We start from the raw sequence: 23,590 nt of genomic DNA on the forward strand, positions 1-23,590 counted from the left end.
AGAGAATAATTTTTAGAAAATTACTGACAAATCTGTGTCTCAGTACTATGCTTAATCTAGCAGAATAAATACGGATTTAGTAATCTGTCAATTCTCCTGATACTCTAAAGTTCTATTATCAAACAACTTCTTGCTATGTCTATATCTCAAGATTTTGAACTTCCCAAAGATGTCATGTTTCCCACTGGAGATTTATACATTGATGAACCACCATTAGATTTTGAACTTCCTAAAGATGTCATGTTTCCCACCAGAGATTTATATAGTGATGAACCACCATTAGAAAATGAACTTTTCCAAGATGTCATGTTTCCCACTGGAGATTTATATAGTGATGAACGACCATTAGAAAGCGATTCACATTTGCGCCAGATCATTCTGCTCATCCAATGTTTAGAATTGTGGTGGAGAAACCGTAATGATTTTTATGTTTCTGGTAATTCAACTATTCACTATAGTCTACATCAACATAAATCAGAAGACTTTCGTAGCCCAGATTTTTTTGTTGTCCGAGATACTGAACGAAAACCTCGTAAAAGTTGGGTAGTTTGGCAAGAATATGGTAGATATCCCCATATTATTATCGAACTGATTTCAGATTTAACAGCATCGGTTGATAAAGGTCTTAAAAAACAAATTTATCAAGATATATTTCGTACTCCTGAATATTTTTGGTTTGACCCTAATAATCTAGAATTTGCTGGGTTTATTTTGGTTGGTGGTACTTATCAACCTATAGAAAATAACTCCCAAGGTTGGTTATGGAGTCAGCAGCTAAGTTTATATTTAGGTATTCATGAAAATAAATTGCGCTATTTTACAGCAGAAGGATTGATCATCCTGACTCCTGAGGAATTCGCTGAACAAGAAAAGCAAAAATCTGAACGTTTAGCAGCTAAACTCAGAGAATTAGGAATTGACCCAGATACGATTTAATTAGGAAAGAGTGGGTAGGTAAACCCTGCCCCTAAAAATTATGGTAAAAATAAATATGCAATACACTCACGCACTTGTCACCATTGCAACTGTTAATTTTGATAATTTGGTGAATTTCTATACCCAGGTGCTGGAACAAGAACCAAAAAACCTTATTTCCAGTGTCTATGCTGAGTTTGAAATTTCTAGCCTCTGCTTAGGGATTTTTCAGCCAAAAAAAAATTATGAATCAGAATTTACCACTAATGCCAAAAGTCCGCTAAGTTTGTGTTTAGAAGTGAGTAATTTAGAAAATGCCATAACTCACTTACAATATTTAGGCTATTCTCCACCAGGAGAGATTTCTACAGCTTCCCACGGAAGAGAAGTTTACGCCTACGACCCCGACGGCAACCGTTTAATTCTACATCAATCTCACTAGTCATTGTTCATTAATAAAAAACAACTGACAACTAACAAATTACAAATTACCAATGTCAATAACTCAAAACTACAAATTAAATCTCATTCAATGGTATCCCGGTCACATTGCCAAAGCTGAAAAAAATCTCAAAGAACAGCTAAAGCGGGTAGATGTGATTTTAGAAGTTAGAGATGCGCGTATTCCTTTAGCAACAAATCACCCCCAAATGAATGAATGGGTAGGAACTAAAGCACGGGTACTGGTGATTAACCGATTGGATATGATTTTGCCACAAGTGAGATCGCAGTGGATAGACTGGTTTAAAAGCCAGGAACAAGTCCCCTATTTTACCAATGCTCAACACGGCCAAGGTATCACAGCCATAACTAAAGCCGCACAAACAGCAGGAATAGAACTTAATCAACGCCGAAAAGATCGCGGAATGTTACCCCGTCCTGTTCGTGCTGTAGTTATTGGTTTTCCCAATGTCGGTAAATCAGCATTAATCAACCGGCTGATAGGAAAACGAGTGGTTGAAAGTGCTGCGCGTCCCGGTGTTACTCGTCAATTGCGTTGGGTGCGAATTTCCGATCAGTTACAATTGCTAGATGCTCCCGGTGTTATTCCCTCAAGAATGGAAAATCAAGTCGCAGCAGTGAAATTAGCCATTTGTGACGATATTGGTGAAGCCTCTTACGATAATCAATTAATAGCCGCCGCTTTTGTAGATATAGTCAATCAACTTCAAGAAACCCATCCTCATTTGTTACCCACACACCCTTTGCTTTCACGCTATGAAGTTGACTCCATTATTCATACAGGTGAAGCATATTTGCAAGTTTTAGCAGAACATCGCTACAAAGGAGATGTCGAACGTGCGGCTAGAACACTAATCACCGATTTTCGCAAAGGTCTTTTAGGTAATATCCCGTTAGAAATTCCACCCCAATTATAAAAGCCTTCCCAGCGGTTCTTTGAGTGGTGATTGAGTAGGATTTGAGTGGTAAATCAGTAATCAAAAATCCGGACAATCAGCTTTACTCACTTCGGGATGACAGTAGTAAGTCAATATTGTGGACACATTATCGCCAAGCCAGTACGCGACTTTATCGGGAGAAGAACCGGAAGCTATCGCCCAAGTCGCAAATGTATGTCTGGTTGAGTAAAGCTTTAAATATGGAAGTTGATTCTTATATGCCAACTCTCTGACCACGCCTGGGTAAAAATATTCCCGTGTTTGATGTCCACGCCAAACTTTATCTAAAATTTTTAAAGTTAATTGCTTTCCGCCGACGCTACAAAAAACTAAGTCATCTGGGTTTGAATGAGGCGATCGCATTTCCAAAAGTAAATTTTGCAGCTTGCCACCAGTGGCAGCAGGAAAAATTCGCCGCTTTCCGTTCTTGGTTCCCTTGGTAAGTCTAATTTTTGAAGCGTAAGATTTGGAGATGGTAATTTTGGTACAGTCGCTGGAAACATCCTTCCAAGTCAAGGCGAATGCTTCACCGGGTCTACACCCAGTCCAGAATAGAAATTTAATTAAGTTTGAGTAATGTGAAAATTTATGGTGATGCTCAAAAGTGTAAATAATCAAATCTCGCTGTTTAAGGGTGTAGGCTGCTAATTCTTCCCTGGATGATTTTTTCAGTTTGGGTAATTGAGGTTGAAACGGATTCTCACTGACCAAACCGCAACTAATACCCCACCCACAACAGCGGGATAAGTCAGCATAAATTTTTCTCGCAACTGAATAACTATATTTTTCTAGAAGATAATCTTTGATTTTTAGTGGTTCACTTGGTAGTTTACTGATAGCCTGGGACGTAAACCTATAACCATCTATGGTAGTAGCTTCTAAGAATTGTTGATTGAATTGGGTAAACCTCTCCCACAATTCAGAAAGTGTAATTTTATTGTCTTTGGGTTTTACTTTTGGCTTCTTGTCACCAAATTTGTAACGTTCAAGAGTAGGGTCAAATTCACCTAAAGAAATTTCGCGCTGAATGAATTCCCAGCGCGATTCTACAACGACTCTATTTGATTTATTATCTTTTAGCCCGGTGGAAAGGTAGAACTGTTTAGCGTAACCAGCGACCCTAAACCGGATGATTAATTTTTTAGATTTAGGGTCGCTGGTTACTGCCATTAAATTAATCCTTGTTGTACAACTTTTTTAAATTCCGGAATTTCCCTCTTCTGCGTCGCCTAAATCTTTTAGGTGAATTGTATTGTGCTGTAACCACTAAAGTGTACGTAAGTTGATGTGCTTGAGTACCAAGAATTCGGAACTTGTTTCTAAAGCTTGCAAAGGTAAAAGAAAGAAAACCGTAAGTCAGTTGATGTCTTTGTATTCTTCTTAATTCTTTGACGTTGCTGTTGAACGGCTCACTACCCGTAACCGTGAATCCTATTCATTTCATTTAATCCTCTACAGAAGGGTTCTCGTCCCAGGTGAAATGTTCGCAATCAGTATCATCGTCGTAGGGGTTGAAATCATTCTTCTCGTATCCCTCACCCTCTGGATTGGTACAAGTGTCTTTAGAATCTACACCTTCAGGCGTTGCTCTAACTTCAATGTAAATGCAGTTGTAACAAGTTATGATGTCTGCTATCCTCAATAGATTATATCTGCATTACTAAAAATAGAATGCAGATATATTGAAACTATTACCACTAAACTAAGCTGAAACTTCTAAGACATTATCAAAACAAACTTTGTAAGGTTTTGATTTACTCAGTCTATTAAGACCTTGCTTGTGCATTTCTGCCTCACTTCTAGTACCTAAACTGCTAACAATCCGGTAACTATGGTCTACTTCTGTGTAAACAATCCAAGGTAAATGAATCACTTAGTACCTCACTATTAAAGTCTTGCTAGAGTGTTTAAACCATCGTCTAAGCTCGATTATTTTGACGAACCTTTGACGTTGATAGAAAAGGTTACTTAATCTTGTAGTTTTTATTTTCATTCTTCTCATTAGGTATCTGTTTTGTTTAGTTCAAAAATCAATTCATCGGCTTTTTTTACTGCTAGCTGACATGCCATAGCTGACATGAACTCAGGATTAGCAAGAATACCTTGTAGCGCTATTGCGGCGAAGTATTCACGTTTTGATAAGCCAGGAAGAACTCCAAACTCATCATCAAAATGAGCGAATGCTGAATCTTCTTTTCTTGTTTGCATAATCAAATAACCAATCCAATTACGAGACCGAACACGAACAAGCCAACAATAAAAACACCACCTAATGGGTGAATGTGAAAGAAGAATTCAATAAGCAGAGTTGAATCCTTAAATGATTCTTCTAACTCAATGATTAATTTATTCATGATTTGATTTTCGGATTGATTGAGATTGAAAAGCTGAACCAGCCAAAGGGGAAAGACCTAGACTGACAGCCACAGGAAACAATAGAAAATATTCCCCAGGAAAAAAACAATGATCCATTGGCATAAACATCAAGTATCAAAAAGTATCCTCCTTGGTTATTACTGAATTATTAGTTATTTATTCAGTTGTTTAAAAACCCTACCCCTCGCGCTGGTTTTGGTAGGAGAACTAACTCGTTGATGGAACTTGCTCCGGTTTATATAGGTGTCCTGTGGGGGTGATTGTCTGGCAGGTAGTGGTAATACTGCCATCAGCATAAGGGTTGACTCTCACCGAGTTTCAGGAGGGAGCTTTGTACGATTCAATGTTCATTGCTGTTCGTACTAAAAACATGGTATATTGTTCGTACAAGGTTGTCAACAACTTCTTGTCCACAGGGTCATTAATGTTCGTACAATAGGGAAATCACTATCATGATGGTGGAGCATGGCAAGGACAATATCAGACGAAATTCGAGCGACGGTCAGGATAGAGAGAGTCGACTGGGAGAACTTTCGGCTTGTGGCGGAATCAATGGGACTAGACAGATCGGAACTAATCAGGCAGATAGCGAAGGGAATAATCCCACTGCACTCCAGCCCCATGGAGACAGAAAAGGAAATGCTGATCTTGGGAAAATCCTAGGCCGACTTGCGGTACTGGAAGAAAAATATAACGAGTACGTCGGCGCTCATCAAGAACGGCTAAAAACACGCCTAACCGAATCGCAAGAATCTCAGGCGGTTTTTAACCAAGAAGTTATTGAGCTTAGATCCAATATTTATGAAATTCTAACCAGTGATTAAGGAGGTCGTTTAGGCGATCGCCTTTTTTTTGTGAACATGACCTAAATCACTGAGATGCGTGAATTTAGGGAGACATAGTGAATCAAGCTCATCTTATTTGCTTAACTCACTATGGATGTTTCGACGATAGCACTGTTTTTCTTCATCGTTTCCCCTCTGGTAATTATTATCGCATTTCGGTTACTCATCTATTTTCTGGTGAAATTGCTACCAGCCCCATTAGGACGTGTTTTGAGTTTCAACCTTACTAATCCGTGGTTAAATCGCCAACAGCAGCAAGGACAAGAGGAATCTAGCAACCGAACAGTTCAATTACAAAAGGAGTTACTTTCTTTAGTCAAAGATGACAGGTCAAAAGTACGAAAGCTAGTAGAACAAGAGCGACGTAGTAGACCGGGAATGTCTAACGCTTGGTATCTAGAAAAAATAATTGATGACTTGAGACGCGGTTATTAGAAGCAGATAAATTACTCCTTCCCTAGTGCTGGAGTAATTACCAATTACCAATTACCAATTACCAATTACTAGATGAACGACACAATAATAGGATTCGAGCGAATACTAGAAGACATCTCAAAAAATAATGAACACAATTTACTCTACACCCACAAAGAAGTAAGGTGTTTAGCACGCAGTTTTATTGCATTCCTTCAAAGTCCTGATTGGTGTGAAATCTGTCGCTATGACAAGGAAATTAAAATTCTGTTAGTTTCATTGTCTTGTCGCGGAATCAACCACTACGACCGCGCTTTTCTGGCTGAGAGAATCATCGAATATCTAAAACAGGAAAGACAATATCAAACTTCTGAAGACTGTTTTTAAGTAAAAAAAAAGGGCGGTTAGCCCATCTAAATTTCAGGAAAAAAATATGCGTACATCTGTTAACAATTATAGCATTTTCAGGAGAGGTATTTAAATGTACTCAACACAAATGCCTCCAAGCAATATCGAATGTGAATCAGCCGTATTAGGTGGACTGCTCTTAGACCCAAAAGCTATTTACAGAGTAGCTAAAACCCTTCCTGCAGAAGCTTTTTATGTCCAGTCTCACCGAACGATATACTCGGCTTGTATTGAACTCCATGATCGACAAGAAGAGGTCAATCTATTATCAGTAACCAATTTACTGCAAAATAATAAACAGCTTGCTGACGTTGGGGGCAGAAGCGCTCTAACTAGAATACTTGACTCATGCATAAGCACGGACAGCATAGAAGAACTGTCTGACTTAATCAGCGAAAAATTCATAAGAAGGCAGTTGTTTAGCCTTTCTCCAAAATTTGAAGCCCATGCACAAGATACTGAAAAACCACTGGCTTGGATACTAGAAGATTTAGAGCAACAAATTCTTCAGATTACCCAACTGAGAAATTCCAAGGCCAAAGGGTACTGGAACAAAATAGACGATGTAGCCTTTGAACAACTTTGTAAAGATTTAGAAGAAGTTGAGGACATTGAAAACTCAGCCCAGCGCGATTGGGCAATGAGGAAGTTATCTAAAAAATGGAAGTTCAGCAGCAAGAAAGAATTACTGGATTTTCACGCTAAATGGTTGGATTCAAGAAACGTTACCACTACTTATTCTGCTAAAGAATACTTCCTTAAATACGGACAAAGTGAGCAAGATTGGTTAATACCTGGCTTCGTACCTAATCAATCAGTCATTGCCCTTTATGCGGACGGTGGTGTAGGTAAAACTCGACTAGCTTTTACCTTGGCTAAACACATGGTAACAGGTGGAGATTTCGCCTATGAAGGTACAAATTCTGCTCCCATGAACACCCTTTTGATAGAAACTGACCAGGGACCGAGAAATACCAGTAAGCTTTTAGAAATGCAAGATTTCTTGAGTGAGAGTTGCGCTGGCAAGCTGACAATTTGTGATGAGTGGAGCGCCAATGAATTTGGTAAACTTCGCTCAATGTTAAGAAAGCATCAATCACGACTAGTAATAATAGATTCCCTAACCTCAATATCAGTTGATAGCCTCTACTCAGAAAAAGAGGCTGAATATGCCCGTCCGCTGGTTCGCCTCCGCCACATTGCCAAAGAATTTAATTGTTCGTTCCTAGTAATTCACCACTCCAACGCGGGCGGTGACATGAGAGGTAGTCGCGCAATCAGGAATACAGTTGATGAGGTTTGGAAATTCACCAAGACCCAAAGCGAGATTGGGGACTTCAACACACTGGAAATTGAAAAGACCCGCAGTCGTGGTCCAGGTAAATATAAATTTAACTACGACGATGAAACTTGGGGCTGGAAATTCGCAGGCAGGCTAGAGGATAGCATCATGGGTTACAACTCTAGTCAAAGCACGAACAACATGCAGCGTTGCTTGCAGTTTTTGCAGAAGAACAAAGGGATAGCGTTTGAAGCCGCAGAAGTAGCTGAAGTGTTGGGCAGTAATAAAGATTCGATTCGCCGTGACCTAAGAAGAGCCGCTGGGGAAGGGTTGGTTAATTCTGGACGATCAAGACGGGATAAGCGAGCCATTGTTTATTATCTCGGAAATAGAAGTGATCAATGTGATCAAGAACTGATCACATCGTTGATCACATCTCCATTCAGTCAGGGAGCGGGTTCTGGGAGATGTGATCAAAAACGGCCAAGTGATCAGTCATCTGAACAGCTTGAAAATAAAATTAACTCTGAACAGATGGCCGTTATGGCCGTTATTGATCACATCGACCTCAAACCCTTGCAAATAGAGGAAAAAGAAGTGATCAGCGAAGTGATCACTTCTAAACCGACTGATCACTTTGGTACAAAACTAGTACAGCTAGAAACGACACCCCCAGACTTAACTTACGACCCCGCAGCAAACGCCGAATTACTGAAGGAAGCTTTGCGTGAGGAATCCTGGGAGATGATATCGGAACTAACTGAGGCTTGGACGGATGAATTTAAAAAAGAAGTCTGGGCGTGCCTTTCACCCCCAGAGCAAAATGCGATCAAGGGGATGCGTCCCGTTATTGACCACGCAAAAATTCCACACTTTATGGAAAAGGGAATTTATTGGAGTCAATCCCTAAAAGCCAAAGTCACAGTTCACACTATTTATGATCAGGATGAAGAGTGTGGTTGCACCATTCATGGGAGGAAGGGAATATACAGCCTTAAGTTTCATGATCTGAAATGCTGCAAGGAATCTTGGTATGTGGAAATACGCCAATCCGATACGGTGAAAATTCTAATTGGTAAGAAAAAGGGTCAGGTTGGGACAGTTACCTCGGTCATGCCGGGACAGGGACCGATATTCGTTAAGGTTCCTAATCAGAAGGGTATTATGAAGCCTTTCTTTGCACATCAGCTGGAGAAAATATGACTAGTCCGTGGCGTTGGGCAGCACGCGCCGCTATCGAAAAAGCGATCGCACAACTGCCACTGGAATGCGATCGCGTTCAAATCAAAAAAGCAATTGATGCCGCTTACCCCTTCGGCACGCGTGCAATGCACCCTTATAAAATTTGGTTGAGTGAGCGTAGAAAAGCTTTTGAGGAATTGGGATTGATTCCTCCCAAGAAAAAGCCACCCAAGAAAAAGCCACCCACAAACCCAGATGGAATTGTGGATGGTCAGTTGAGATTATTTTAGTTTTACCGTTACACACCCCTACTAATTTTTATCTCCTTCAGATCATCCCGGATATCGTCGAGCCGTCTCTCAATATCCTGATGATCATTCGCTAAATTACTGGTTAGCTGCAAAAGAGAATTTTTAATGTGTACGAATTCTCTCTGAGCGGCATAGGCTTTAGTTTCACTTCTTGTACGTTGCTCGCTCCACCAAAAGATGCAACTACCAACGGAAATTAGAAGTCCAATTACGCCAATTATGATACCAAGTATTTCAGCCATTATTTTTAAATATAAAAAAGAGAATCAGTAAAAATAAGTTTTTTTTCAAGAAGAAGCCCATATAGTCACGCTAATGTCTGGTATCCATAGTCGAGGTTTTATCTCCAAATTACCAGCCTGTTCAGATTTACTTAACGCTACTAATTGAGAGCCAAGATATAGTCTTTTCCAAGTAGAATAAAATCTTTTTTGAGGCGAAACTGGGATTGTATTAAAAGGGCAAAGCCAGCCCAAAAAGTTTTCATCCCAGCCACCTATCTTTGAGAGTTCTATGGCGATAATCTGACTGGTGATAGGAGCTAGGATTAAAATTTCCGGACGCGGATTGCTATGAAGATTATAATAACTAGCTTGAAAAATCTTGTTCCAGATTACAGCCATAATTAGCCCTTCTACACAATTGTGATGTCAGAAGAAGCCGCCACATATGCTACGTCGGCATTGACGTTCTGAGCTTGAACGCTGCCTTGAATGAACCGCGCGTCAGTCTGGTTCTCAATGAAATCACTACTGTCTACAGCATCGGGTTCGGTTGAATCAACGAATGATGTCCCATCCCAGTAGCCATCAACTGTACCAGTACCACTCTTGCGGACAACTATAAATCCTTGTGCCATTCATCAAAGCTCCTTCTGTTTTTTAAAGATTAGTAAAAAATTAGTAGGTGAATTTGCGGCGACGTACAGCAGAAACTCTGATGATATCTTGCCCCAAATAGGTCTTAGTTTTAGCCTCTGCCGCAATAGTGTCTGCCTTTGTTGGCGAACATAGCACGACCGCACGTCGATCCTTTCCGCTTTTGCTGTAATAAAGTGCGATAGGGAAACACCCGTTAAGAAGTGCGTCTGCGGTTCCCGACCCAACCAATGTTTTCCCATTCGGCACTTCACCGGTGGCGGATTCATCCCAACCAAGGGAGGTCGCTACTGCGGACACAGATGTCTTTTTCGCTTTGATTTTCGCTACCTTGTTGTTAGGCAATTCAATAAAATAGGTTGTTTTTGTACCAGCAGCTTTAGGTTCTGCCATTATGTCTACCTTAACTATCTGTTCCAGTCCAGTCTATTTCACTTTTTTTAGTCTTTGTAAGTCATGGAAACATATAATGCTTCCTGCTTCTGAGACGAGTGGGGACTTAAATTAAGACTAATCCCTCTAGCCTGTAAGTTGTATCGACCAGAATAACCGGATCGTCTTTACCGGGTACTTCCATATATGCATACCTGAAGAATACATTGGCTGTTGGACGGTATCGTCTCACCTGCCGCTGCTTTCCATAAGCTAGGTGTGTTTTCGTCTTCTTATAGTTGGGTCTTTTGGGAGTGGATACGGTCAATCGGTCACCGTCAAAAGTTGTATTAGTTAGCTGCAACATCTTCTTAATAATATCCACGCCGTCTTGTTCGCTATTGGAGTAAACCCTTAGTCTATAACCGTTGTCTTTATCGTAATAAATATATTGATTTTTACCTTTAGTTAATCGAATTCCCTGCTTCCCGCTAATAAATAAATTTTTTATTTCTAATCCTAATGTTCTCGCCTTCGCTTCTGTTATGGTCGCCTCGGTTTCTTTCATTAATCTGAAGCTATAGCAAGCATCGACCTTAGAAAATCCTTTTGCTACCGATTCATCATCTTGAGAGAAATATAAATAAACTATCGGATGCCCTTTTACTGGAGGTGCTAGTTCTTGCCTACTACCAAAAACTACTGCCAAGTTAGCCCGTCCATATCCCAGTACGTCGTAAAACAATTTATGTCTTAGTTCCATACATAAAGCGTTATCTTCATCGGTCATAGTACAGGCACTTCTGAGCCTGTCACGGGGTGTCGCTACCGTAGGTTCCCAACTGTCTCCTAAGTCTTTAAAGTAAAGTGCCACCTGCTTGTTGAATTGCACTCGATAAACACTTTGTAGGTGTTCAAAGCTGCCAGGGTTCTCAGGTAAGTTTTGGGTCATTCAATATTTCCTTGATATTAATCATTAGCGTTAAATATATCCTCTAAATTTATTTCAGGAAATGATTCGATGAGATTCTTGGATTCTTCATTTTCCGCCTTAACCTTCTTAGCATCGGCGGATTTTATTCCATCTTTAGCTCCCTCGTCTTGATTGACAGCTTTTACTAATTCTGTAGCTGATTCCGTAAGGTTGTTAACCGAAGAAATAACATCTAGAGGGACTTGAGTGACCATCTGAACTGTAGAGGCAGTTTGATTTAATTTTTCTAGCTTAATTAGAATCTGGTTATCATAACTAGGACTTGGATTCATCCAATTATACGCTTTCTCTCCCACAACTCCCCATAATCTGAGTGCATTGCCTATTAGTCCTTGCTGTCCACCGACAATTTCCAACGCATTTGTAATTGTACTCCCTAGGTCAAAAACATTATTTAAAACATTGGTAGTAGCTTGGTAAATTCGATTCGCCTTAGCCCAAGCATTGGTCAGGTTAGTATAATTCTCTTCCCCAACAATTCCTTTTACAACCGACTCAACAGTTCCATTTATTGCTTCACCAATATTAAATGCATTACCAGCATCATCCTTGGGAATAATTAATGTTAAAACATTAGTCATCGCACCTATTAATGTTTGCAAAATGTCGTTGCTCAACATCGCGGCATTATGTACCGTAGCTCCAAATGTAAGTATATTCAAGGCTCTGTCAACCTGCAACCACTTGAAACCATCGATCAACTTGCCCGATAAACCACCAGGAATAAAATTGCCAATTCGCTTCAAAATCTCTTGCTGTCCAGCCAGCAGTCCAGCATTCGCTCCTGCATTTAATTTATTGAATAAATCATTGTTATTTACCTTGTCGGAGTTATTTATTTGCGCGGCTTGCTTATCAAGTGCTGCTTTACCACACCCACCATTAAACGAATTACATACCGCCTTACCTACCTCATTATTAATCTGTGGAAGAGTAGGAATATTCGGCTTAATTGTATCCACCACCTTTGCCGGAATAAAAGGTATACCGCTGACTAATGGAATCATTTTATCGAGTTTTTCGTTAGCCTCTATATCCACCTTTTCCCTTTCCTTAATTTTAGTATCCAATCCTTTAATATCAGTTCCGACCTTTTTTAATTGTTGATTCAAATCATCAATTTCACCTTTCAGTGAAGTATCGGTTTTCTTTAAATCATTAATTTTTGGATTTAAGGCAAGTTGATTTTCTTTTTGAAATTCCTCAAATCTTTTTTCACTGGATAAGTTTGATAGCTTTTCAAAATCAGCTATCTTTTTATCGAATTCCTTAGAGAGTTCAGACTTAGTTAAAGATGCGTCATTCTCTTTCTTAAATTCCTCAAATCTTTTTTCACTGGATAAGTTTGATAGCTTTTCAAAATCAGCTATCTTTTTATCGAATTCCTTAGAGAGTTCAGACTTAGTTAAATCCTTGAGCTTCAAGTCTCTAATGTTCAGGTCTTTATTATTTTGCGTGACAAATCCCTTGAATTTATCGTCTAACTCTTTCTGGAGAGGTGATAAATCGGGTGTCGCAACTTTGTTGGAGACTTTGTCAATTGATGCAGCTAATTTGGCATCGTTGGAAGCTAAACCATTTATAGAACCTGCAAGCGTCGCATTCGCAGCCCCAAGTGCATCTATTTGAGATTGACTGGAATTCCTGTATAAATCCAATTCACCTTTAATAGCAAGAAGGTCTGAACCTTTGGGAACTTTATCAAAAGCTTGCGACAATGCTTTGGTTTGTTCTACGGCTGATTTAATTGATAAATCTTGTGATTCATTTTTTTTATCAGCTTCCGCAGCCTTTGATTTCAAGGATTCTATTTGAGATTTTAAATTATTAATAGTGGTATTAATTGAATCACCCAGTCCTTGCTTAATGCTTGAGGCTAACTCATTGTATTTACTTAAAAGAGAATCAATTAATTTTCGTCCTTCACGAGTTTCATACAAAGCATCGTTACCCAATTTTCGTGATTCTAGAATTTTACCTTCTAATATCTTTCTACCTTCACGAGTTTCATACAAAGCATCGTTACCCAATTTTCGTGATTCTAGAATTTTACCTTCTAATATCTTTCTACCTTCACGAGTTTCATACAAGGCATCATTAGCCTGTTTTTTCACAGGCTCCAGGGTTTTCTCGACCTTATACACTCTGTCCCTGGTTCGCTGATCACTCAACTCAAGGTTCTTGATTTTCGAGCGATTGATTGTTATCTGAGTGAGAGTCTTAGATAAATCTTTGGCAATTGAATCATTGAATGAATCCTGAGCTTTTTGAAGTAATGGCTTCAGCCAATATAAATCAGCTAAAACAATTCCAAAAACCCCAAGACCAACAGCAATTCCTCCTAATGCCAATCCTGCTTTTCCTGCTTTTGCAAGTGCGCTACCGCCAGGTATTTTATCAAGTACAGTGTCGGAAACTTTTTTTAAATCTTTGGTTAATTTAATATTTTCCAGTCTCTGTTTGTTAACAAATTTCGTCGTATTTCTTACGTCAGTTATTCCATTAGTGAGGACTTTTCGTGAGGTTCGATAGCCCTTAAGTGCCTCTTGTACTGTATTAGGAATTCGGACAAAAGAAGGGTCAGATGGTATTGTCATTTCAATAATCCTGCTAAAAAGCCTTCGAGAGTTAATGCGACAAAGCTAATTATTTCTTCCTTGATAATAGGCACTAAATTTAATAAATTTCTACCTGCGTAATCAAGTTTTGTTATATATGACTCTATGCGACTAAGCCTAGACTTGATAGATGCCAAGTCGTTATTATTTTGCTGTGAATTCTCGGATCCATCACCATTCAAACCTCTAAGTCCACGTTCACCCTTGTCGCCTTTACCACCTTGCAGACCCTGCTTACCAGGTTCACCCTTGTCGCCTTTACCACCTTGCAGACCCTGCTTACCAGGTTCACCCTTGTCGCCTTTACCACCTTGCAGACCCTGCTTACCAGGAATACCCTTATCACCTTTACCACCTTGCAGACCCTGCTTACCAGGTTCACCCTTGTCGCCTTTACCACCTTGCAGACCCTGCTTACCAGGAATACCCTTATCACCTTTACCACCTTGCAGACCCTGCTTACCAGGAATACCCTTATCACCTTTACCACCTTGCAGACCCTGCTTACCAGGAATACCCTTATCACCTTTACCACCTTGCAGACCCTGCTTACCAGGAATACCCTTATCACCTTTACCACCTTGCAGACCCTGCTTACCAGGTTCACCCTTGTCGCCTTTCGGACCCGGCTTCCCTCCCATATTTAAAGCTTGTTTCGCCAATGCTAACGCTTGATTGGCAATACCTTTTGTGGCGGTTAATTGTGACAGAACAGTAGACATCAGATTTTCTAACGCCGAAACTCTTTGCTCCAAACCTTTATCGCCAAGAAGGCTTTGTATAAGAGCAAGAATTGAATTATATGCTTCAGTTACGGCTTGACTAATAATATTTTGTCTGTCGGATTTAGGAATATATTTATTTAATTCATTCCTTACTTCTTCCAATTCCTGCTTGGTCGCAAACTTGCCGTTCAGAGCAGATACTGCCGCGCTTAACGCCGCAATCTGACCCGAAATCTCATCACAACTACTCATAATTATTTAATATTTTTCAAAACCGCCAGAACTGAAGATAATTGATTAAATATGGTGTCGCACGGTAAGCAACAATCGCCGCACTCCATCGTATTTGGTGGGCAAGGAGCCAAGCATTCAACATTGAAATTACAGCTTTCATACTGGTTTTTAAATAGCTCTATGCCATTTCGAGAAACTGTGATTATTTTCTTTTTTAAGTCATCGCTGTTTGGGGCAGACCTTGGCTTAATCGCTGTAATATTGCAACTCAAAAATTCTTGGTAAGTTGAATTTACCGAGCCATACCGAAACCATGAAGGCTCGGTAGCTTGAGATGTAGCAAAGTACAGAATCTCAAATATGATGCTGTCCCCTTGAGATCGGAATCTAGTACCGAGGACAGGTGTGTAGGCAGTATATCCAGCGGTGGTAGAGGTTTGGGTATTTCGCTCCGTATCGTAAAACAGCTTGGGAGTTTGAGTGCCGTAATAAGTTCTGAATTTGTATGTGACGTATATATCTACGTTTATCCTTTCTGGTAGTAAAAGCCCATCCTCACATTTAATATCTATCGGTCCGTCAAAGCTTGCCGTTGAATCATCAGGAAATGTAACGCGGGCGGTTTCGCCCGCTTGGCAGGTCATTAGTAGTCGTCTGGGTCTAGAGTTGCTCCACTATCAACTTTGGCTAAGTTGATAGTCACCTGATCCACTCGATAACTCACCCCTGCTTCACCTCTGGTAGTGAATGATGAGAATCCATTCTCCAAGTACAAGCTTTGGTCAATATTCGTGTCAAATGTCACCTGGGTTAGCCCTGCCTGCCCTTTCAGAGCTATAGCTGCAAGTAGAGACTCAGCCGAATTATTTGCAGACGGAGTTAGACCTGGCAAATCAGCCTTCGTGATCGTGATTGTGGTGGCGGTCTGTGTTGCACCGGCTCCAAATACTTCCGTTAATGTTGGTTCTGCCATTTTTTAAAATATGGTGATTTTTACCATATTAAATTAGCTGAGTAGAAAATGGGTAGCAATTATCTATTTAAATATCTAAGATTTAGGAAAAGATTCATCTAGTTTGAGTAGCGAATGAGTAGGAAATTTAAAGAAGAAATCTCAAAGCCCTGCCAATTAACGCTTGTACGAAACTCCGTTAGAAATTCCACCTCATGTTTAACTTCTAATTTTTAAGTAAGCGACTCTCATTCTAAAAATCAACATTGTCCCGGCTGTAAATAATATTCCTAGTAAGAGATTTTTCCAACTCAGGCTTTTATCACTTTCACCAATCAAAATAGCTTCTAATATGATAGAAGGTAATAAAATGCCACTAGGAACTAATAGCTTAGAGAATGTCACACTATTTTTTGTGAAAAAACTAAGGAAAGATAAACCTGCACCTAAAGGAATAAAAGTCAGCGCATAATAAAATATTTTCTGGTTAAAAGGAATTAATTCCAGTAAATTAAAAGAGTAATAACGTTGTACTTTGTCTATAAAGACTTTAATCGTTGATTTATAATATGTGATGATAATTTGGTGAAATTTATTGTCTATAAAAACATTGGGGATTATCATTTGTAAATCTGAACCATTTTCTCCAGTAATTGGGGTTCTTAACCTCAAATCTAGAGAATGTCCCTGCTGTGAAAGTGTCAAGTTACGCTGCAAAGAATTACCGGAAATTGAGATGATCCGCGCAGGTCCAGTCTGTTGAAGATTGTCAGTGGCAATAGTAGCACTCAATGTAAACTCGGATTTTTTGCTGATTCTTTGACTGAGATTTTTTACCGGTTTCGCTGTTTGTAACCATTGGCTAGAACTCAGAAAAACGCCTTTACCTTCTCCTATATTTGTTGGCTTTCCTTGCCATAATAGTTGTGGTAAATTTACCGTTTGTTTTTGATCACAACATTTACCATTTAATTGATAATTAGCTAGGAGAGAATCACCAAAACCTCGAAAATAATTAGCATCATTGAAGCCTGTTTGGGCTTGTTCAGTTGTTATGGCTTTATCAGTAATATAAACTTCAGAAATATATCCTTGCCAAGGTCGATTACCTGTACTTTCATTACCAAGTATAAGTGGATAATTTAAATCCCAATTACTTAAGATTGTCGTGCTTTGCCAAAAAATACAAGCAAGTAAAATCACGGAAAAATAAGCCAGTATAAGTCCTGTGATTTTTTTATTTGATGGTCTTAAAGTACTGGCTTCAATTTGTGTAACTATGTTATTCAAGCTTTGAATATTCCAGAAATAAAAACATAAAAAACCCAAATATCCCCCAAAAGTATTGTTAAAAATATCGGCTGGAGTAGGAGTTCTTGAAGGTAGAAATATTTGCAAAACTTCAACTGTCGAAGATAAGCCAGCACTAACCAGTAAAACAATAATAATTTGTAATCCTATTTTGATTTTAAGTTTCTGCAATAAATTGGCTAAAGAGAAACCTAAAGGCATAAATAATAAAACATTATTTACCTGATCCTGAAAAGAACTTGCATTATTAAAACTAGAAAAAAAATCAAATTCAGAAAAACTATTCGGTAATGAAAACTTGAATGGATAAAGCGTAGCTATGGCTACCACCAGAATAGTAACTAATACAAATACCACAGTCACCAGATATGATTTTATTTCTGTTGTTGTTAGAGAACGATTTTGGTGTTGATTCATAAATTTATGATGATTAAAAAACACAAAATGGCTCAGTATTTCCCTGATTAGATATATCAGCATCTAGGAAACGTATAATTTTAAATTACCAATTTAAACTTATAATCTCCATAAATAAATTTAGATGCTTGTTGATGATAATTTTTCCGTAAAATACTTTTAGTGATTTAGTATTAATTAAGCCGAGTATCAGAATTATATAATCTCAAATTCAGTTTTACTGTCGCCCGATATACAACAGCTTTTGCAGAAATAAAAATTAAAAAAGTTTATGAGGAAGGCTTTTCAGAAATTTTGTAGCTTGCTTCCCCCTAAGGGTATAGTTATTCTACTTACACTGTATTTTACTAGTAATGATTTTGTTTCTCTAAAGGTAATGTTTTAGTAATATTTACTACATATGAAGTTGCCATAATGCCATTAACAGTATCATAAAGAAAAGGTAAGGTGAGGGATTACGCAAACAAACCTGGTTTATCCCCAACCCAAAACTGGTGTTGAGAAACCGGATGTTTGGTATCTAATGCGTAAGCCCGGAGAAAGATTGGCCTTGATGGGTATGTTACCAACTTCCAGTATAAATGTATTACACTCATGACTGAACTCACACTACTCCTGACTCAAGGGGATACCAAAACTTCGGTTTTAGTAACTCAAGAAGTATTTACTATCGGTCGTTTGTCAGAATGTGACTTGTGTTTACCTTTTGGAGGAGTTTCTCGCCAACACGCCCGAATTAGGAAAATTTCTCATAGTGTGTGGATGATTGAGGATATGGGTAGCAAAAACGGAACGCAAGTAAATGGAATTCCTGTTATGCCTACTCAAGAGTTGCATAACCATGACGTTATTTATCTAGGCAATGTTAATTTAGTAGTAGTTTTATCAAATACATTGTCAAATTTACCGCCTCAATATGTACCAACTGTAGAAACCAATAGCCAGCAAATAACATTTCTCAAAAATGTTGAAGAACTACAACAACAATGGATAGAAGGTAGTGATGTTAATGGTAGTAGTAATAAGGATAAAACTATTGACCGCCTCAAAGATTTGGTAGAGATAGCTAAAAACCTCTGTGCAGCTGCATCGATTGAAGAAATTTTTTCTCAGGTGCAAGCACTAGTTTTTCGTTATATTGAAGGTATTGAACGATTGGCATTATTAGTTGATGTTGATAGTTCTAGTACTTTGAAGTTAGTTAATTCGGCAACTAAAACAATTTCCCAAGAAAAATATTTGCCTGTTGATGGCAGTTGGATTAGTCACAGTATTTGTCAAAAGGCATTCGCCGATAAGGTAGCTATTCAGAGTGCTGATACCCATGCTGATGAAAGGTTTTCTAGTGAACAGAGTATTTTAGTTAAAGGTATTCGTAGCGCCATGGCAGTACCTTTATGGGATGAAAATAAAGTTGTCGGTGTTCTGTATGGTGATGCTCATCTTTCTTCTTCCCAATGGACAAACGAAGGTGAAGAAGAACTGAGCTTTTTTTCAGCTTTAGCAAATCTTGTTGCTTCTAGCGTTCAACGGTGGTTATTAATAGAAAAGCTGAGAACTGAAGAGGTAATTCGTCATCGATTAGAACGATATCATTCTCCGGCAGTTGTACAGCAGTTAATAGCAGTAAGAGAATTTACTGATGGGCGTTTAGCTCCTACTGAAAGTGAAATTAGTATTTTATTTGCTGATTTAGTAGGCTTTACAGAAATTTCCGAACGCCTCACACCTCAAGAAATTGCTGGATTATTAAACAATTTATTTGAGGAAATGTTACAAGAAGTATTTACTTATGGCGGGACTTTAGACAAGTATATTGGCGATTGTATAATGGCATTTTTTGGCGCTCCAGAACCACAACAAAGTCATGCAGATAGCGCTGTTAGTGCTGCTAAGGGAATGCTGTATCGTCTCCAACGTCTCAATGCTAATAGATTTTGGCAACAACCTTTACAATTACGTATTGCTATTAATAGTGGTAAAGCTGTTGTTGGTGATGTTGGTAGTTCTCAAAGAGTAGACTATACGGCATTAGGAGCAACAATTAATCTAGCTGCTCGGATGGAACCAATCTGTTCTCCCGGTGAATGTGTAATTAGTGAAGTTACTTATAAACAGCTTTCACAACGTTCAGAATTTAGGGAAATGGGAGACTATCGTTTTAAAGGTATTGATAGATTTATTAAGATTTACCAGACAAAAATGAATTAATTGTTATTGGTTATACCAATGAAAGTGATACTAGCTGATTGCAGTGCTATTATCCAACTGATTGTATAGTTTATTTCAAGTTTAATGGCGAAGTCGTAATCTTCAGCAGCTATTCCTGAATGAAAAGACTAAAATTTGGTAGTGGCTTCCATAATTAATCTGTGTAACACTAGGAAGCTACCTCAAGTATTTTTTTAACGGGAGGTCAGGTCATGGCTATAGCCACCATTAATCCCACTACAGGGGAAACTCTCAAAACCTTTGAGCCGCTCAAGGATGCAGAAATTGCTGACAAATTGGATTTGGCACAACAGGCATTTGAGAAGTACCGTAAGACTAGTTTCTCCGAGCGATCGCACTGGTTACAACAAGCAGCGACAATTTTAGAACAAGAAAAGGCAGATTTTGCCAAATTGATGACTATAGAAATGGGCAAACCTCTCAAAGCTGCAATGGCTGAAGTGGAAAAATGCGCCTATGTCTGTCGCTATTATGCCGAATATGCACCGAGTTTTCTGGCTGATGTCACAGTCAAAACCGATGCTAGTCATAGTTTTGTCCGTTATCAGCCTTTAGGTGCAATTCTTGCGATCATGCCTTGGAATTTCCCCTTCTGGCAAGTTTTTCGCTTTGCCGCACCGGCATTGATGGCAGGAAATGTGGGTTTACTTAAACACGCTTCAAATGTGCCTCAATGTGCTTTGGCAATTGAAAACATTCTCAGCCGGGCAGGTTTTCCCGTAGGTGCGTTTCAAACTCTGTTAATCGGTGCGCCTAAAGTAGCTGATTTAATGGCTGATGAACGGGTGAAAGCGGCTACATTAACAGGCAGTGAACCGGCTGGTGCGGCGATCGCTTCTGCTTCTGGTCAACAAATTAAAAAAACTGTCTTAGAATTGGGGGGCAGTGACCCATTTATTGTTTTAGAAAGTGCAGATTTAGAAGCAGCAGTTACCACCGCAGTGGCAGCGCGAATGTTAAATAATGGACAATCTTGTATTGCAGCTAAACGTTTTATTGTCGCGGAAACAATTGCAGATAAATTTGAAAAATTGCTGTTAGATAAATTCCAATCCCTAAAGGTTGGTGATCCCATGGAACCAGATACAGACTTAGGTCCCCTAGCAACTCCTGATATTCTCCAGGATTTACACCAACAGGTAAAAACAGCCGTTAAAAGTGGTGGAAAAATCCTCACAGGTGGATCTCCTTTACAACATAATTCGGGGAACTTTTATCCACCCACAATTATCATAGATATTCCTGTAGACTCACCAATTGCCAAGGAAGAATTCTTTGGTCCGGTGGCTTTATTATTCCGGGTTCGGGATCTTGATACTGCGATTAAATTAGCTAATGATACACCCTTTGGTTTGGGTGCAAGTGCTTGGACTACAAATGAAGAAGAAAAAAATCGCTTAATTCAAGAAATTGAAGCAGGTGCAGTATTTATTAATAGCATGGTTAAATCTGATCCTAGATTACCATTTGGGGGGATTAAGCGTTCTGGATATGGCCGAGAATTAAGTATTCAAGGCATACATGAATTTGTGAATGTGAAGACAGTTTGGGTTAAGTAATTGGTGATTGGTGATTGTTCAAGAAGGCAGGAGGCAGAGGGCAGAGGGCAGAAGGAACCAATTGGAAAGGGATTGTGACCCCTCCCAATCGGAAGCTCCCAAATTTTCGATTTGGGAGGGGCTTCATACCCTTACTCCTTTCAGTCGTGGGCAGAGGAGATATTCCTTCTGCCTCCTGCCTCCTGCCCTCTGCCTTTACCGGTGATTGGTGATTGGTAATTGGTGATTGGTAATTGGTAAATTCCCTATTCCCTATCCCCTATTCCCTATTCCCTATTAATTATTAGTTTTGAGGAAATTAAATGAATACCGCAGAATTGTTAGTACAGTGCCTAGAAAACGAAGGAGTACAATATGTTTTTGGACTCCCTGGCGAAGAAAATTTACACGTTTTAGAAGCTTTAAAAAATTCATCAATTCAATTTATTACTACTCGTCATGAACAGGGTGCAGCATTCATGGCTGATGTCTATGGGAGGTTAACAGGTAAAGCGGGAGTATGTCTTTCGACTCTAGGCCCAGGGGCAACTAATTTAATGACTGGGGTAGCAGATGCTAACTTAGATGGTGCGCCTTTAGTGGCAATTACAGGGCAAGTGGGAACAGATAGAATGCACATTGAGTCCCATCAATATTTAGATTTGGTGGCAATGTTTGCACCTGTGACTAAGTGGAATAAGCAGATTGTACGACCTAGCATTACACCAGAAGTTGTGCGGAAAGCTTTCAAGCGATCGCAAACTGAAAAACCCGGTGCAGTTCACATTGATTTACCAGAAAATATTGCAGCTATGCCTGTAGAGGGTAAACCTTTAAATAAGGATAATAGCGAAAAGACCTATGCTTCTTTTGCAAGTATTCGCGCTGCTGCAGCGGCGATTTCCCAAGCTGTTAATCCCATTATTTTAGTTGGAAATGGAGCAATTCGCGCCCAAGCCAGTGATGCGGTCACGCAATTTGCTACCCAAATGAATATGCCCGTTGCCAATACTTTTATGGGTAAAGGAGTGATTCCCTATACTCATCCCTTAGCTTTGTGGTCAGTGGGATTACAACAACGAGATTTTATTACCTGCGGCTTTGATAATACAGATTTAGTCATTGCAATTGGCTATGATTTAATTGAATTTTCTCCCAAAAAATGGAATCCTGAAGGTAATATTCCTATTATACATATTGCAGCTACTTCCGCAGAAATTGATAGTAGTTATATTCCCAAAGTGGAAATAGTCGGCGATATTTCTGATTCCTTGAATGAAATTTTAAAACTTGCAGATCGTCAAAGTAAACCTGCACCTTACGCCATTAGTTTACGTTCTAATATTCGTGCAGATTACGAAGAATATGCCCATGATGATGGCTTTCCTATTAAACCGCAAAAATTAATTTATGATTTGCGACAAGTGATGGGTCCAGATGATATTGTGATTTCTGATGTTGGCGCACATAAAATGTGGATTGCTAGACATTATCATTGTCATAGTCCTAACACTTGCATTATTTCTAATGGTTTTGCTGCCATGGGAATTGCAATTCCTGGTGCTTTAGCGGCCAAACTTGTGAATCCTGAACGAAAAGTTGTAGCTGCAACTGGTGATGGTGGCTTTATGATGAATTGTCAGGAATTAGAAACCGCTTTGCGTGTCGGTACACCCTTTGTCACATTAATTTTTAATGATGGTGGCTATGGTTTAATTGAGTGGAAACAAGAAAATCAATTTGGTAAAGGCAACTCTTCTTTTGTACATTTTGGTAATCCTGATTTTGTTAAATTAGCTGAAAGTATGGGTTTAAAAGGTTATCGAGTAGAATCTGCCACTGATTTAATTCCTGTACTTAAAGAAGCTTTAATTCAAGATGTACCTGCGGTAATAGATTGTCGGGTAGATTATCGGGAAAACCGTCGCTTTACCCAAAAAGCTGGTGACTTACATTGTGAAGTCTAAAAATTGGCGTTGCTGAATAAGGGGATGATTGAGGCTGACGCGGGGATTATATATTGACGCAGATTCTCAAATCATCCCGCAATTATGCAACGCCTAAAAATTTTTAGAGACTATAATCATGATACAGCAGATTGCAGGTTGCAAGAAATAATACATCTTTATTTATTACCCCTGCAACCTATTTTTTGACTCCTAAATTCTGAATTTTGCTGTAATTTT

Annotated in this window: 23 protein-coding genes; 11 read left to right on the plus strand and 12 right to left on the minus strand. The window is 39.1% G+C overall.

Features of this window, described 5'->3' with window-relative positions; translation table 11 throughout:
• Positions 1 to 135: 135 nt before the first annotated feature.
• Genes ANA7108_RS0124715 through ylqF form a run of 3 tightly spaced genes read left to right on the plus strand, consistent with a single transcriptional unit; the run spans position 136 to position 2,294 of the window.
• A complete protein-coding gene (locus ANA7108_RS0124715; RefSeq protein ID WP_016953521.1) occupies positions 136 to 936 on the plus strand; it encodes a Uma2 family endonuclease in 801 nt (266 codons plus the stop codon).
• A 55-nt stretch (positions 937 to 991) separates the two neighbouring features.
• On the plus strand, positions 992 to 1,357 hold the full coding sequence (locus tag ANA7108_RS0124720) for a glyoxalase/bleomycin resistance/dioxygenase family protein (RefSeq protein ID WP_016953522.1): 366 nt from the start codon (positions 992 to 994) through the stop codon (positions 1,355 to 1,357).
• Positions 1,358 to 1,409: 52 nt separating this feature from the next.
• The gene (ylqF, locus tag ANA7108_RS0124725) at positions 1,410 to 2,294 is read left to right on the plus strand and encodes a ribosome biogenesis GTPase YlqF (protein ID WP_016953523.1); all 885 of its coding nucleotides are present in this window, start codon (positions 1,410 to 1,412) and stop codon (positions 2,292 to 2,294) included.
• Between the two features lie 60 nt (positions 2,295 to 2,354).
• Here the strand turns inward: ylqF and ANA7108_RS0124730 are convergent, their stop codons facing one another.
• The 3 genes from ANA7108_RS0124730 to ANA7108_RS27885 all read right to left on the minus strand — a co-directional run bounded on the left by ANA7108_RS0124730 (position 2,355) and on the right by ANA7108_RS27885 (position 4,523).
• A complete protein-coding gene (locus tag ANA7108_RS0124730; protein ID WP_016953524.1) occupies positions 2,355 to 3,485 on the minus strand; it encodes a tyrosine-type recombinase/integrase in 1,131 nt (376 codons plus the stop codon).
• Positions 3,486 to 4,017: 532 nt separating this feature from the next.
• Complete coding sequence (locus ANA7108_RS30380) at positions 4,018 to 4,188, minus strand: hypothetical protein (RefSeq protein ID WP_016953525.1); 171 nt, start codon at positions 4,186 to 4,188, stop codon at positions 4,018 to 4,020.
• A 128-nt stretch (positions 4,189 to 4,316) separates the two neighbouring features.
• The gene (locus tag ANA7108_RS27885; protein ID WP_016953526.1) at positions 4,317 to 4,523 is read right to left on the minus strand and encodes a hypothetical protein; all 207 of its coding nucleotides are present in this window, start codon (positions 4,521 to 4,523) and stop codon (positions 4,317 to 4,319) included.
• Positions 4,524 to 5,143: 620 nt separating this feature from the next.
• On the opposite strand from ANA7108_RS27885, the gene ANA7108_RS0124755 reads away from it, so the two are divergent.
• The 5 genes from ANA7108_RS0124755 to ANA7108_RS27890 all read left to right on the plus strand — a co-directional run bounded on the left by ANA7108_RS0124755 (position 5,144) and on the right by ANA7108_RS27890 (position 9,112).
• The gene (locus ANA7108_RS0124755) at positions 5,144 to 5,515 is read left to right on the plus strand and encodes a hypothetical protein (RefSeq protein WP_016953529.1); all 372 of its coding nucleotides are present in this window, start codon (positions 5,144 to 5,146) and stop codon (positions 5,513 to 5,515) included.
• A gap of 111 nt (positions 5,516 to 5,626) precedes the next feature.
• The gene (locus ANA7108_RS0124760; RefSeq protein ID WP_016953530.1) at positions 5,627 to 5,971 is read left to right on the plus strand and encodes a hypothetical protein; all 345 of its coding nucleotides are present in this window, start codon (positions 5,627 to 5,629) and stop codon (positions 5,969 to 5,971) included.
• A 72-nt stretch (positions 5,972 to 6,043) separates the two neighbouring features.
• Positions 6,044 to 6,337, plus strand: a complete 294-nt coding sequence (locus ANA7108_RS29925) for a hypothetical protein (RefSeq protein ID WP_144052421.1) — start codon at positions 6,044 to 6,046, stop codon at positions 6,335 to 6,337.
• 94 nt (positions 6,338 to 6,431) lie between these two features.
• Positions 6,432 to 8,843, plus strand: coding sequence for a DnaB-like helicase N-terminal domain-containing protein (locus ANA7108_RS0124765; RefSeq protein ID WP_016953531.1), 2,412 nt, complete (start codon positions 6,432 to 6,434; stop codon positions 8,841 to 8,843).
• Positions 8,840 to 9,112, plus strand: coding sequence for a hypothetical protein (locus tag ANA7108_RS27890; RefSeq protein WP_016953532.1), 273 nt, complete (start codon positions 8,840 to 8,842; stop codon positions 9,110 to 9,112). The genes ANA7108_RS0124765 and ANA7108_RS27890 overlap by 4 nt, the downstream gene beginning before the upstream one ends.
• 308 nt (positions 9,113 to 9,420) lie before the next feature.
• On the opposite strand, the gene ANA7108_RS0124780 is transcribed toward ANA7108_RS27890, so the two are convergent.
• From ANA7108_RS0124780 to ANA7108_RS0124820, 9 genes are all read right to left on the minus strand, one after another.
• Positions 9,421 to 9,756 (minus strand): hypothetical protein, encoded by a 336-nt coding sequence (locus ANA7108_RS0124780; RefSeq protein WP_016953534.1) that lies wholly within the window; start codon positions 9,754 to 9,756, stop codon positions 9,421 to 9,423.
• Positions 9,757 to 9,767: 11 nt separating this feature from the next.
• Positions 9,768 to 9,992, minus strand: a complete 225-nt coding sequence (locus tag ANA7108_RS0124785) for a hypothetical protein (protein ID WP_016953535.1) — start codon at positions 9,990 to 9,992, stop codon at positions 9,768 to 9,770.
• Between the two features lie 40 nt (positions 9,993 to 10,032).
• Positions 10,033 to 10,404, minus strand: a complete 372-nt coding sequence (locus tag ANA7108_RS0124790) for a hypothetical protein (protein WP_016953536.1) — start codon at positions 10,402 to 10,404, stop codon at positions 10,033 to 10,035.
• Positions 10,405 to 10,510: 106 nt separating this feature from the next.
• Positions 10,511 to 11,335 carry a hypothetical protein gene (locus ANA7108_RS0124795; RefSeq protein ID WP_016953537.1) on the minus strand — a complete coding sequence of 275 codons (825 nt, stop codon included), beginning with the start codon at positions 11,333 to 11,335 and terminating at the stop codon, positions 10,511 to 10,513.
• 17 nt (positions 11,336 to 11,352) lie between these two features.
• Positions 11,353 to 13,974, minus strand: coding sequence for a hypothetical protein (locus ANA7108_RS0124800; protein ID WP_016953538.1), 2,622 nt, complete (start codon positions 13,972 to 13,974; stop codon positions 11,353 to 11,355).
• Complete coding sequence (locus ANA7108_RS28330; RefSeq protein ID WP_016953539.1) at positions 13,971 to 14,972, minus strand: hypothetical protein; 1,002 nt, start codon at positions 14,970 to 14,972, stop codon at positions 13,971 to 13,973. The genes ANA7108_RS0124800 and ANA7108_RS28330 overlap by 4 nt, the downstream gene beginning before the upstream one ends.
• Before the next feature lie 2 nt (positions 14,973 to 14,974).
• Positions 14,975 to 15,598: a hypothetical protein gene (locus ANA7108_RS0124810; protein ID WP_016953540.1), complete on the minus strand. Its 624-nt coding sequence runs from the start codon at positions 15,596 to 15,598 to the stop codon at positions 14,975 to 14,977.
• Positions 15,598 to 15,846, minus strand: a complete 249-nt coding sequence (locus ANA7108_RS0124815) for a hypothetical protein (protein ID WP_369750732.1) — start codon at positions 15,844 to 15,846, stop codon at positions 15,598 to 15,600. Before ANA7108_RS0124815 ends, ANA7108_RS0124810 begins: the two co-directional genes overlap by 1 nt.
• Positions 15,847 to 16,125: 279 nt before the next feature.
• A complete protein-coding gene (locus tag ANA7108_RS0124820; protein ID WP_016953542.1) occupies positions 16,126 to 17,634 on the minus strand; it encodes a VanZ family protein in 1,509 nt (502 codons plus the stop codon).
• Between the two features lie 594 nt (positions 17,635 to 18,228).
• Here ANA7108_RS0124820 and ANA7108_RS0124825 point away from each other — a divergent pair.
• The 3 genes from ANA7108_RS0124825 to ANA7108_RS0124835 all read left to right on the plus strand — a co-directional run bounded on the left by ANA7108_RS0124825 (position 18,229) and on the right by ANA7108_RS0124835 (position 23,371).
• On the plus strand, positions 18,229 to 19,845 hold the full coding sequence (locus ANA7108_RS0124825; protein ID WP_016953543.1) for an adenylate/guanylate cyclase domain-containing protein: 1,617 nt from the start codon (positions 18,229 to 18,231) through the stop codon (positions 19,843 to 19,845).
• Positions 19,846 to 20,057: 212 nt separating this feature from the next.
• Positions 20,058 to 21,425, plus strand: a complete 1,368-nt coding sequence (locus ANA7108_RS0124830) for an NAD-dependent succinate-semialdehyde dehydrogenase (protein ID WP_016953544.1) — start codon at positions 20,058 to 20,060, stop codon at positions 21,423 to 21,425.
• A gap of 302 nt (positions 21,426 to 21,727) precedes the next feature.
• Positions 21,728 to 23,371 carry an acetolactate synthase large subunit gene (locus ANA7108_RS0124835; protein ID WP_016953545.1) on the plus strand — a complete coding sequence of 548 codons (1,644 nt, stop codon included), beginning with the start codon at positions 21,728 to 21,730 and terminating at the stop codon, positions 23,369 to 23,371.
• Positions 23,372 to 23,590 lie beyond the last annotated feature (219 nt).

Source organism: Anabaena sp. PCC 7108 (assembly GCF_000332135.1).
Lineage (GTDB): Bacteria > Cyanobacteriota > Cyanobacteriia > Cyanobacteriales > Nostocaceae > Anabaena.

What these genes read in the sequence shown, in the direction of transcription:
- ANA7108_RS0124720 (WP_016953522.1), top strand. Translation starts at nt 992, where the DNA reads ATGCAATACACTCACGCACTTGTCACCATTGCAACTGTTAATTTTGAT.
- ANA7108_RS0124810 (WP_016953540.1), bottom strand. Translation starts at nt 15,598, where the DNA reads ATGACCTGCCAAGCGGGCGAAACCGCCCGCGTTACATTTCCTGATGAT.
- ANA7108_RS28330 (WP_016953539.1), bottom strand. Translation starts at nt 14,972, where the DNA reads ATGAGTAGTTGTGATGAGATTTCGGGTCAGATTGCGGCGTTAAGCGCG.
- ANA7108_RS0124780 (WP_016953534.1), bottom strand. Translation starts at nt 9,756, where the DNA reads ATGGCTGTAATCTGGAACAAGATTTTTCAAGCTAGTTATTATAATCTT.
- ANA7108_RS27890 (WP_016953532.1), top strand. Translation starts at nt 8,840, where the DNA reads ATGACTAGTCCGTGGCGTTGGGCAGCACGCGCCGCTATCGAAAAAGCG.
- ANA7108_RS0124715 (WP_016953521.1), top strand. Translation starts at nt 136, where the DNA reads ATGTCTATATCTCAAGATTTTGAACTTCCCAAAGATGTCATGTTTCCC.
- ANA7108_RS0124825 (WP_016953543.1), top strand. Translation starts at nt 18,229, where the DNA reads ATGACTGAACTCACACTACTCCTGACTCAAGGGGATACCAAAACTTCG.
- ylqF (WP_016953523.1), top strand. Translation starts at nt 1,410, where the DNA reads ATGTCAATAACTCAAAACTACAAATTAAATCTCATTCAATGGTATCCC.
- ANA7108_RS0124795 (WP_016953537.1), bottom strand. Translation starts at nt 11,335, where the DNA reads ATGACCCAAAACTTACCTGAGAACCCTGGCAGCTTTGAACACCTACAA.
- ANA7108_RS29925 (WP_144052421.1), top strand. Translation starts at nt 6,044, where the DNA reads ATGAACGACACAATAATAGGATTCGAGCGAATACTAGAAGACATCTCA.
- ANA7108_RS0124800 (WP_016953538.1), bottom strand. Translation starts at nt 13,974, where the DNA reads ATGACAATACCATCTGACCCTTCTTTTGTCCGAATTCCTAATACAGTA.
- ANA7108_RS0124765 (WP_016953531.1), top strand. Translation starts at nt 6,432, where the DNA reads ATGTACTCAACACAAATGCCTCCAAGCAATATCGAATGTGAATCAGCC.
- ANA7108_RS0124785 (WP_016953535.1), bottom strand. Translation starts at nt 9,992, where the DNA reads ATGGCACAAGGATTTATAGTTGTCCGCAAGAGTGGTACTGGTACAGTT.
- ANA7108_RS0124835 (WP_016953545.1), top strand. Translation starts at nt 21,728, where the DNA reads ATGAATACCGCAGAATTGTTAGTACAGTGCCTAGAAAACGAAGGAGTA.
- ANA7108_RS0124760 (WP_016953530.1), top strand. Translation starts at nt 5,627, where the DNA reads ATGGATGTTTCGACGATAGCACTGTTTTTCTTCATCGTTTCCCCTCTG.
- ANA7108_RS0124830 (WP_016953544.1), top strand. Translation starts at nt 20,058, where the DNA reads ATGGCTATAGCCACCATTAATCCCACTACAGGGGAAACTCTCAAAACC.
- ANA7108_RS0124790 (WP_016953536.1), bottom strand. Translation starts at nt 10,404, where the DNA reads ATGGCAGAACCTAAAGCTGCTGGTACAAAAACAACCTATTTTATTGAA.
- ANA7108_RS0124755 (WP_016953529.1), top strand. Translation starts at nt 5,144, where the DNA reads ATGATGGTGGAGCATGGCAAGGACAATATCAGACGAAATTCGAGCGAC.
- ANA7108_RS0124730 (WP_016953524.1), bottom strand. Translation starts at nt 3,485, where the DNA reads ATGGCAGTAACCAGCGACCCTAAATCTAAAAAATTAATCATCCGGTTT.
- ANA7108_RS27885 (WP_016953526.1), bottom strand. Translation starts at nt 4,523, where the DNA reads ATGCAAACAAGAAAAGAAGATTCAGCATTCGCTCATTTTGATGATGAG.
- ANA7108_RS0124820 (WP_016953542.1), bottom strand. Translation starts at nt 17,634, where the DNA reads ATGAATCAACACCAAAATCGTTCTCTAACAACAACAGAAATAAAATCA.